The sequence below is a fragment of the Mammaliicoccus sp. G-M28 genome (genome assembly GCF_022386595.1).
GTDB classification, from domain to species: Bacteria; Bacillota; Bacilli; order Staphylococcales; family Staphylococcaceae; genus Mammaliicoccus; species Mammaliicoccus fleurettii.
Map to the genome: position 1 here is coordinate 1 of NZ_JAJNIF010000028.1, position 10,062 is coordinate 10,062.

Here is a 10,062-nt window from a genome sequence, read left to right on the forward strand (position 1 = left end):
TTCGTGCGATATGACTGAATTTCGCTTGAATCGCACGATAACTTTGAAGTCTTCGTGCGTTTTGGTTGGATTTCGTTTGAATCGCACGATAACTTTGAAGTCTTCGTGCGTTTTGGTTGGATTTCGTTTGAATCGCACGATATCTCTGAAGTCTTCGTGCGTTTTGATTGGATTTTGCTTGAATCGCACGATATCTCTGAAGTCTTCGTGCGATTTGATTGAATTTCTGCTTTTACTGACCCTCTAAAAGCATGTACTCAGAAGGCGTGTTAAAACCATTTATATTTTAAATGATATAGTCACTACTTAATAGTTGCAGTATTGACTAAAAAACATTGTAAAAAGTAATACTCTATGCTATAATTCTTGATTGTGAGTAATGAAAATTATTCCTTGCTTAATACTAAGTTATTAGGCCGCATAGACCACAAGGAGGTGTAAATTGATGAGAACATATGAAGTAATGTACGTAGTACGTCCAAATATCGAAGACGAAGCTAGAAAAGCTGTCGTTGAACGTTTTAAAGGAATCTTAGCTTCAAACGGTTCAGAAATCGTCGAAGAAAAGGATTGGGGTAAACGTCGTTTAGCTTATGAAATCCAAGACTTCACTGAAGGTTTCTACAATATCGTTAGAGTTAAGTCTGAAAATGACGAATCAATCAGCGAATTCGATCGTTTAGCGAAAATCACTGATGATATCATTCGTCACATCGTTGTACGTGAAGAAGAAAAATAATTTAACTTTTAAGATATGGGGGAGATTAAATGATTAATCGTGTTGTATTAGTCGGTCGATTAACTAAAGATCCGGAATACAGAGTAACACCCTCAGGCGTTCAAGTTGCTACTTTTACCTTAGCTATCAATCGTACTTTTACGAATCAGCAAGGTGAAAGAGAAGCTGACTTTATCAACTGTGTTGTATTTAGACGTCCCGCAGAGAATGTAAACAATTACTTATCTAAAGGTAGTCTTGCAGGTGTTGAAGGTCGTCTACAATCTCGTAGCTACGAGAACCAAGAAGGTCGTCGTGTTTATGTAACTGAAGTTGTTTGTGACAGTGTTCAATTCCTTGAACCTAAAGGCGCAAATCAACGTCAATCTGGTAATGATAACCAATCATATAACCAAAATAATAACGAGTTCCAAAATTATGGACAAGACTTTGGTGGTAACCAACAACAAGGACAAAAAGCACCTTCAAATCAACAGTCAAACAATAATCAACAATCAAGTAACCCATTTGCGAATGCTAATGGACCAATTGATATCAGTGATGATGATTTGCCGTTCTAATAGTTGATTGAAACGAATATAAATAAAAAAATTTAAAAAGAAGGGAGGAACACAATCATGGCAGGTGGACCAAGAAGAGGTGGTCGTCGTCGTAAAAAAGTTTGTTATTTCACAGCAAACGGTATTACACATATCGACTACAAAGATACTGATTTACTTAAAAAGTTTATCTCAGAAAGAGGTAAAATTTTACCACGTCGTGTAACTGGTACTTCAGCGAAATACCAACGTTTGCTTACTATAGCTATTAAACGTTCACGTCACATGGCTTTATTACCATACGTTAAAGAAGAACAATAATATATAACGTATAGCAAAACCCTCTAGCAATCAGGCTAGAGGGTTTTTTTGTGTCTGAAATTAGGGAGAATCCACATAGTAAATGTTACTATATAGGTACAAAATGCTTTCGAAAGGGTATATATAAATAAATTCAACAAAATGGAGTTGTTGCTTAATGACTAAAAGAACAAAAGCAGAAGTCGACGCAGGACTTGAAAAGTATCGAGCAGAAACAAGAGCGTCAACACTTAAAGGCATACGAGAAGGCAAGGGAAAACCTTTAACAATGAATGAACGTATACGCATAGACAACGAAATTGCATATCAGAAAAACAAATCATTATCAGAACGTTGGAATGAAGACGCCGAAATGTATGAGAAACGGAATAAAGATGATAAAGCAAAAGAAAAACGTGTAGAAGCGACCAAAGAACGTTTAAGAAAAGACTTTAAAAAAGAGGAATAAAAGAACAATAATATATAACATATAACAAAACCCTCTAGCTCTCAGGCTAGAGGGATATTGTTGGTTTCTCATCTAAAATTTATTAAACTTCAACTGCTCAATTACGTGATCGTGATTTTTATAGAGTACTAGATCTGATCTGTTTTTGGTTGGTAAAATATTTTTTATCAGATTGACTTCGTTTATATTGTCCCAGAGGTCTTTTGCTATCGTGATGGCTTCGTCTTGCGGGATGTCTCGATATTTATAGAAATGTGAGTCTGGCTTCTGGAAGGCTTCTTCTTGCAAGAGTAAGAAGCGATTGATATACCATTTTTTCATATTTTCTATTGTTGTGTCTAAATATATTTTGTAGTCGATATAATCACTTACAAGTTCTTCTTCATGTGGGCTTACTTGGAATATGTTCACGCCTTCTATGATAAGGATGTCAGGACAATCTATGTTGTGATATTGATCTTTAAGTCGATCATAAGTGATATGAGAGTATGTGTAAGTTGGTATATTTCTTTCATTGTTTTTTATTTGTTTTAAATGACTGATTAATGTTTTAGTGTCATAACTTTCAGGGAAGCCTTTTTTAGAAAGTAAATCTTTATCAATCAATTCTTGTTTAGGCATAATATAACCATCTGTAGTGATAAGATCGACTTTCCAGTCTGTATTGTACTCTTGAAGTAGGTTTAAGAGCAGTCTTGATACTGTACTTTTTCCTACAGAAACACCACCTGAAATACCGATGATAAATGGTGTAGTATTATTTCTGTTCTGTAATTTGTTGTTTATATCCGATGAATAATCTTTATGGAATTTAACTTTGTTAGTTAAAAAGTTAATGAGTGGCAAATAAACTTCATTAATTTCAGAGTTTGTTAAGTAATCATTTAGACTGATGATTTCTTCTAAATTTAAATGACTCGTATCCATATCTAATTTAAAATTTGTATTTCGCCATTCTTCTTTTGTGAATTTCATAATGAGTTCCTTTGCTATAAGAGTTTATCAGTTTTTTACAGTACTCGTATAGGGTAACATAAAAGTTAATGAAAGTGCTTTATTAATTTTTAAAATTCTTTTCAAAAGCCTAAAAAAAGCCCTCAGGATATATTCCTAAGGACTTTTACTTAAAAACCTGACATTGCTATTCTGTCCTCTAATACTTGATTAACAAAATCTACTGTGGACTCTCGAGATATAGGGTTGTGACCCATTTTTTTATTGTTATAGAGGATAAATTTAATATTGGTACTATTGATATTATATTTATCTAGAAAACTACAGAATGGCGTGTAGTGTCTATTCATATCTGTCTTACATAATCTGTTCTGTATATAGTAAATCTTTGGTACGTACTTTTGAATTCTGAAAAGACTTGTAATAGATATTCTAACTGCAAATTGTTTTTTTATGTTGTCTCTTGAGTAATCAGGGAATATGTTTTTATATAGTTTCTCGACATTTGTTTTGTCATATCGATCAACATAACATTGTGGATTATTTACAACTGCAGTAGATTCTTTGTGTAAAGTAGCAAGATACATCGACATAAATCCACCTGCAGATGAACCACAATAGACGACTTTGTTATTCTCTATATTGAGTTGGTCTGTAATTGTTTTGGCAATCTCAGAATAGTCCCTTAGATAATGACGTTCTTTAGTACCTACACCCCAACCTAATCTTAATTGCGTGTTATGAATCGTTCGATCGTCTATATACAAGCAATTTGCATTAAAGTCTTCATGCCATTTACTTCTCATAAAAACAGGTGGATTACTTTTAGCAGGGTCATAAGCGCCATTTGAAAATACAACTAATTTATCGTTGTTCTCTTTAAGGTTTAATTTGATGTAAAAATCTAAATCTTCTTTTATAATTTTTACAACTTGATTGTTATGTTTCCATAACGATTTAGTATTAATATCTTCGTAATTTAATGTTTCCATAATGTGAAACACTCCCAATTGTTAATGTTAATTAAACGAGTTAATATAAATTTCAATATAACAAAGTAAAGTTGCATTTAACAATTATATAGTGGAAATTTACAAAAACTTAACAAAAAGGGAGTTTGAACATTAATGTCCAAACTCCCTTTTATTGGATTAAATATTGAATAATCTTTGGAAGAATCCTTTTTTCTTTGGTTCTTCTTCAGTTTGTTCATTATTTTCTAAATTAGTTACAACTTGAGTAGATGTAGTTTCTTCTTTTTCTTCTTTAGTAGTATCAGTTGCAGCTTCTTTATTTACTGCATCTTGAGTAACTGGTGATTCTGCTTTATCTTCTTTAGGAACATCTTTATTAGTAATGTCCTTTTTAGCAATATCATTTGTAGTTTGATTTTTATCAGCAGTAACTTCTTTATTTTCTACTTTAACTTCTTCTTTTTCTACGTCTTTCTTGTCTGAAGTAGTTGTAGGCTCAGTTTTAACAGCTGAAGCTTTATCTTCTGATTTAGCCACAGTTGGTTTCTCTTGTTCTTTAAGTTCAGTATTAGGTGTATCTTCGTTTAATTTAGTATCTTCTTTGCTATCAACAGTTTCTTTAGTAGCTTTATCTGCTGTTACTTCTTCAGCACTGTTAGCCTTTTCTGTTGTACTTGCTCCAACTTTAGTTTCTGTAGCTTGTGAAGTTTGTTCAGGAGCTTGTAAAGCTAACGTTTGTTCCAATTTTTGTTGTTGGATATGTACTTGTTGTAACATTTCTCCTAACATTTGTCTTTCTCTACGCATATGTTGAACTTCTAATCTTAATTCTTCGATTAAATGTTGTAGCTCAGGTGTTTGATTGGCTGGCTCGTCTTTAACTAGAACTTGTAAGAAGTCTTTTTCTTGTTCAAGCGTTTCGAAAGCTTGATCATAACTGTTAGTTTCTTTGACCTTTTCAGCTATTTCTTGGAATAGTTCAATATCTTCTTCTTGGAAGTCAGTTGCTTCTCTTCCACGGTATTCTGTCTTAGAAAGTTGATATCCTCTATCTTCTAAGTGCTGTACGATTTTTCTGACTTGCTTTTCACTAAGACCGACCTTAGCTGAGAATTCTTTAGTTAACATGGTATAAATCATCCTTTGTTTGACAGTAGTTTTATAGGTAGGGTTGTCTGTGGGTAGACAACCGTCACACTTCCCTTATTACATTACATGTAATTAAGATAAAGTTCAAGTATTTGTTGTATTAATTATAGAAAGTATTATATACAAATAAGAAATATGTCATTATTTATGAAATCTGAAAATTTGTGATTAGTTTCAGCTCCTTGTTAATGGTTAGGATTATTGTAACAAAATGAGCAGTATCATTTTTTGTGGTTATTAATTAAATTTTATAAATAAAGAGAGCTAATCCGAAAATGATGGATAAGCTCTCTTTATTTGAGAATGGGTATTTTTGTCCCAACCTCACTATTTTAATAATTTATAATAATTGCCCGATAAATACTGCGATGATAATGATTGGAAGAACAAATTTAACTAAGAAATACCAAACGTTGACGAATATTCTGCCTTTTTTAGTATCACTCATATTAAGTTCTTTCAAAATTGTCTCTTTATTAAAGATATGTCCGACAAAGATTGTAACACCTAATGCACCGATAGGCATTAATACGTTTGCGACTAGGTAATCCATATTATCAAAGAATGTTCCAACACCAAATGTGAAGTTTTGTAACACACCGTTTGATAATGCAGAAGGGATACCGAATACAAATACTAAGCTACCAATAATATATGACCATTTTTTTCTATTATCGTTATTATTTTTAGTAATGTTAGATATATTCAATTCTAATAATGAAATTGAAGATGTAATTGCTGCAAACAAGAATAATATTAAAAATAGCAGATAGAATAATTGTCCTATAAACATTTGATCAAATACTTGAGGAAGAACAATAAACAATAATCCTGGTCCTTGATTTGGTTCTAAACCGAAAGCAAATATTGCAGGGAATATTGCTAAACCTGCTGCTATAGATACTGCAATGTTCATCCATACAATGGCGCTAGCACTTTTTACGATATTGGTCTTGCGATTTAAATAAGAAGCGTAAGTCATCATTCCACATGTACCAAGTGATAAAGCGAAGAATGATTGTCCTAATGCATATAGTATACCTTCAGAGCTTAAATCTGAAATTTTTGGTTGTAGGAAATATTGAATACCTTCAACTGCACCGTCTAATGTTACTGATCTAATAATAATGATGACAAAAGATATAAATAACAGTGGCATCATTATTTTTGATGCTTTTTCAATCCCTTTTTCGACACCTTTACTTACAATAACGACAGTAAAGAGTATAAACGCGAATTGACTAGCTAACGAGTATAATGGGTTAGAGATGTAATCAGTAAAAATATTACCGTAATCATGGGATTGTGTTAATCCAAAGCTATCTAATAAGGTACGTATAATATATAGAATAATCCAACCACCAATAACACTATAGAATGAAAACAATACGAATACTGTTAAATTCCCGAGCCATCCTATTAAATTAAATGATGATTTCCCAGATACTTTTTTGAAGATATTGGTTGAATATGTTCTACCATAGCGTCCCAAAACAAACTCACTTAAAAGTAAAGGTAAGCCAACGAGCAGTGTAAATATAATAAATATTAATAAAAATGCGCCACCACCATAAGTACCAGCCATATATGGAAACTTCCAAACTGCACCTAGTCCAATTGCAGAACCGGCACTGGCTAAAATAAAGCCAATATTTGATGACCATTGCGATAAATTTTTCATTTTAATTCCTTCCCTTACTATATGAATACTTTAAAGCGGTAAAGCTTTTAAGTAAAAAAATAAAACTCATAGACATGAATTTTACACGATAATGGTGTCGAATGCAATATGAAAAATGAGGCTGAGACAATTAATTATCTCAGCCTCAAAATATTAAATTGACAGTAGGTGTCTTAATTAAAATTTGATAAATTTATTTATTGACCGATAGTACCGTTACTTTCGTCATTCCAAGCAAGTACGCTTTCTACAGGTAATCTACTTGAGTCATGAGGTGCTTTAACACCTTTACCAATTGCGATTAAGTGAGCTGGAACATATCTTGAAGTATCAATGTTTAAAGCTTCTAGTACAGCTGTTTTATCGAATCCACCAATTGGATTTGTATCATAGCCATGGTCTGTAGCGATCAACATTAATTGCATTGAAGCTAAGTTAGCATCCATTAATCCTTGTGCGTTAAAGTAACTTTCATCAGCACTACTAATTAAATTAGAAATAGTTTCAATGAAGTAATCTTTAGAGTTTTCATCCATATAACCAAGTTCAACATTTTTCTCATAAATGTCACTTACATATTCAGCGTGTTTCAAATCTGCAAGAACAAGAATAATTGCACTTGAAGAGTGTAATTGTCTTTGGTTGAATTGTACAAGGTGGTCTAATTTTTGTTTCGTTTCTTCAGAATCAATTACAACGAAGCGCCAAGGTTGAAGATTAATTGAAGATGGGGCTTTAGTTGCAAGTTCTATCATTTCTGTCATTTCTTCTCTAGGAATTTTAAAGTTTGGATCGAATTCTTTAACTGATTTTCTTTTATTTATAATTTCAGTTAATGAAAGTTTTGAGTGTGTCATTTTAGTTCTCCTTTTAGTATGATGTCATTATAATGCACTAATTATTAGGAAAAACAAAATAATTAGCTTACGGTTCAAAATTTATTTTGGAGGTTTTGAAAATGGAAACGAATACAGTATTGTCGCGTTTACAAATAACTAAACCAATATTTTTAGCAGGAATGGCTGGTGGAGTGACGACACCTAATTTAGTTGCTGCTGTTAGCAATGAAGGAGGGCTTGGACAAATTGGTGCAGGCTATATGACACCAGAAACACTTGCCAAAGATATTGATCAAATTAGGGAAATGACACAAAATCCATTTGGTGTAAATTTATTCGTGCCAGAATTTCCTGAAATAAATCAAGAAAAAATAGATAATATGAATAATCTATTGAAACCTATAGCAGAAAAATTAAACTACGAACGAGTGAATGAAGTTTCAATAGAGGATAATTTTGATGAAATGATAGACATAATTATTGAGAAAAATGTAGAAATTGTTAGTTTTACTTTTGGGAAACCTTCACAAAATCTTGTTCAAAAATTACATCAGCATCATATAATCGTGATAGGTACAGGAACCAACTTTGAAGAAGTAAAAGCTCTAGAAGATATAGGTGTAGACGCAATAGTATTACAAGGAAGTGAAGCGGGTGGTCATAGAGGTTCGTTTAAACAAGAACTCCCTTATGTCCGATTAACGTTGGAAGAATTATTCAATCAAACTTACAACAAAGTGAATTTGCCGCTAGTAGTAGCAGGAGGAATTACAACACCTGAACAGGCTAAATATTATATTGAAAAAGGTGCGGCAGCCGTACAACTTGGAACAGCATTCTTAACTACAAAAGAAAGTGGTGCGCCAAATGTTCATAAAGAAAGTATTTTAAAAGCAAAGTCTGAAGAAATAACTTTGACGAATACCTTTAGTGGTCGTTATGCAAATGGTATAAACAATACTTATATAAAGTATATGAAACAATTTAAAGAAAGCATCTGCTCATATCCAATTCAAAATAAATTAACACAACCAATGAGAGGGCAGTCTAAAAAATTAGAAAATCCAGACTATATGAATCTTTGGTGTGGCACGCATCCAGAAGGTGCAAAAGATGAAACAGTAGCTGAGTTAATGAAGAGATATTATATAGAATAAGGTTGTATCTTAAATGTCCTAAAAATTTAATAAGAGCAGAAATTCATTTTAATAATGAATTTCTGCTCTTATTTTTTATGAAAATCATTTATGTCCCAGAATTTTTTCGTTGTATGGTGTTGATTTTGGGTATGTCTTCGATTAACTGTCGACTTAATCTACAACTTGGCTAATCTCTTCGATTAACTGTCGACTTAATCTACAACTTGACCGAACTCTTCGATTAACTCCCTAATTAATCTACAACTTGGCTAATCTCTTAGATTAACTGCCGACTTAATCTACAACTTAGCCGAACTCTTCGATTAACTGTCGACTTAATCTACAACTTAGCTAAACTCTTCGATTAACTGCCGACTTAATCTACAACTTATTTCATTCTTTCAAAAATTCTAATTTATGTCCTAGGATTCTTGTTTAATTATTATAATTCCATTGAATCCAATAGTTCATATACAAATTCTCTATCATTTTCATTTCCATGAATATATTTATTAATATAACATGAACGAATACTTGGTGATATTACATCTTTTTGAAGTGGTAAGTATTGTTTAATGTATAAGTCTATCGGTGTTGGTGGTAAAGATTTTTGTGGATTTGGTTGTATATAGGGTATATCTTGTTGAATTTCATAACCATGTCTACTAAAGAAATTATTTCTTAAAATGGCAAGATCTTTTTTACTTTGATCATCGTATGAATCTGCTCCAAATGATTCTAACATAATCATGTTAGCGTCTCTTCCATGAACGTTCTGAGCATGTTTATGTAGTGCTTCTTCAGTTTTTTCTAGAGTTTGTGCACCGACACGTTGATTACGGTATTCAGGGTGTGTCATTAAATAAATGATAAAAGCTGAGTTGGTAGTAGGTTCATAGTGTCCTGTAGATAAACTAACAACTGTATCATCAATTAAACCAACTAAAAATATATAATGCTTTTTAATATGTTCAGATGTTAATGAGTGAATAAAGACGTGACGATCTTCTCTTACTTCAGCTTTGAAAATTTCTTCGTACATTTCTAAAGACTTTTTAAATAATGGATCATCGATAGATGTTACAACTTCAAAATTCATAGTTATGAACCCCTCAAATCAATATTTTCTAATATTATAACATAAGATATTAATAGAGGTAGAATTCAACTGTGATGATAATAAAAAATAAGAGGCTGGGACATAAATACCCATTCTCAAATAAAAAGAGCTAATCCATATTTTCGGATTAGCTCTTTTTTCTTTATTTATAAAATCTAC

At 32.1% G+C, this 10,062-nt stretch carries 11 protein-coding genes; 5 read left to right on the forward strand and 6 right to left on the reverse strand.

The features are described from left to right. The first annotated feature begins 445 nt into the window (after positions 1-445). From rpsF to LQ609_RS12415, 4 genes are all read left to right on the forward strand, one after another. Positions 446-739 carry a 30S ribosomal protein S6 gene (gene rpsF / locus LQ609_RS12400; RefSeq protein ID WP_078357165.1) on the forward strand — a complete coding sequence of 98 codons (294 nt, stop codon included), beginning with the start codon at positions 446-448 and terminating at the stop codon, positions 737-739. A gap of 29 nt (positions 740-768) precedes the next feature. Next, on the forward strand, positions 769-1,299 hold the full coding sequence (gene ssb / locus LQ609_RS12405) for a single-stranded DNA-binding protein (RefSeq protein WP_078357164.1): 531 nt from the start codon (positions 769-771) through the stop codon (positions 1,297-1,299). Between the two features lie 57 nt (positions 1,300-1,356). After that, positions 1,357-1,599, forward strand: coding sequence for a 30S ribosomal protein S18 (gene rpsR, locus LQ609_RS12410; protein WP_078357163.1), 243 nt, complete (start codon positions 1,357-1,359; stop codon positions 1,597-1,599). Between the two features lie 157 nt (positions 1,600-1,756). Next, positions 1,757-2,047, forward strand: coding sequence for a hypothetical protein (locus LQ609_RS12415; RefSeq protein WP_239734834.1), 291 nt, complete (start codon positions 1,757-1,759; stop codon positions 2,045-2,047). Between the two features lie 72 nt (positions 2,048-2,119). Here LQ609_RS12415 and coaA read toward each other — a convergent pair whose 3' ends face one another. The 5 genes from coaA to LQ609_RS12440 all read right to left on the reverse strand — a co-directional run bounded on the left by coaA (position 2,120) and on the right by LQ609_RS12440 (position 7,662). Further along, entirely contained in the window at positions 2,120-3,022 is a 903-nt protein-coding gene (coaA, locus tag LQ609_RS12420; RefSeq protein WP_078357148.1) for a type I pantothenate kinase, read from the reverse strand. Positions 3,023-3,171: 149 nt separating this feature from the next. Further along, a complete protein-coding gene (locus LQ609_RS12425; RefSeq protein ID WP_239734835.1) occupies positions 3,172-3,993 on the reverse strand; it encodes a prolyl oligopeptidase family serine peptidase in 822 nt (273 codons plus the stop codon). A 159-nt stretch (positions 3,994-4,152) separates the two neighbouring features. Beyond that, positions 4,153-5,103 (reverse strand): hypothetical protein, encoded by a 951-nt coding sequence (locus LQ609_RS12430; RefSeq protein ID WP_239734836.1) that lies wholly within the window; start codon positions 5,101-5,103, stop codon positions 4,153-4,155. A gap of 361 nt (positions 5,104-5,464) precedes the next feature. Then, positions 5,465-6,805, reverse strand: coding sequence for a sodium-dependent transporter (locus LQ609_RS12435; RefSeq protein ID WP_107509086.1), 1,341 nt, complete (start codon positions 6,803-6,805; stop codon positions 5,465-5,467). A 197-nt stretch (positions 6,806-7,002) separates the two neighbouring features. Beyond that, a complete protein-coding gene (locus LQ609_RS12440; RefSeq protein WP_078357144.1) occupies positions 7,003-7,662 on the reverse strand; it encodes a nitroreductase family protein in 660 nt (219 codons plus the stop codon). Positions 7,663-7,763: 101 nt separating this feature from the next. Between LQ609_RS12440 and LQ609_RS12445 the strand changes: the two genes are divergently transcribed. Continuing rightward, positions 7,764-8,801: an NAD(P)H-dependent flavin oxidoreductase gene (locus LQ609_RS12445; RefSeq protein ID WP_239734837.1), complete on the forward strand. Its 1,038-nt coding sequence runs from the start codon at positions 7,764-7,766 to the stop codon at positions 8,799-8,801. Positions 8,802-9,225: 424 nt separating this feature from the next. On the opposite strand, the gene LQ609_RS12450 is transcribed toward LQ609_RS12445, so the two are convergent. Next, a complete protein-coding gene (locus LQ609_RS12450) occupies positions 9,226-9,882 on the reverse strand; it encodes a GNAT family N-acetyltransferase (protein WP_208144309.1) in 657 nt (218 codons plus the stop codon). Positions 9,883-10,062 lie beyond the last annotated feature (180 nt).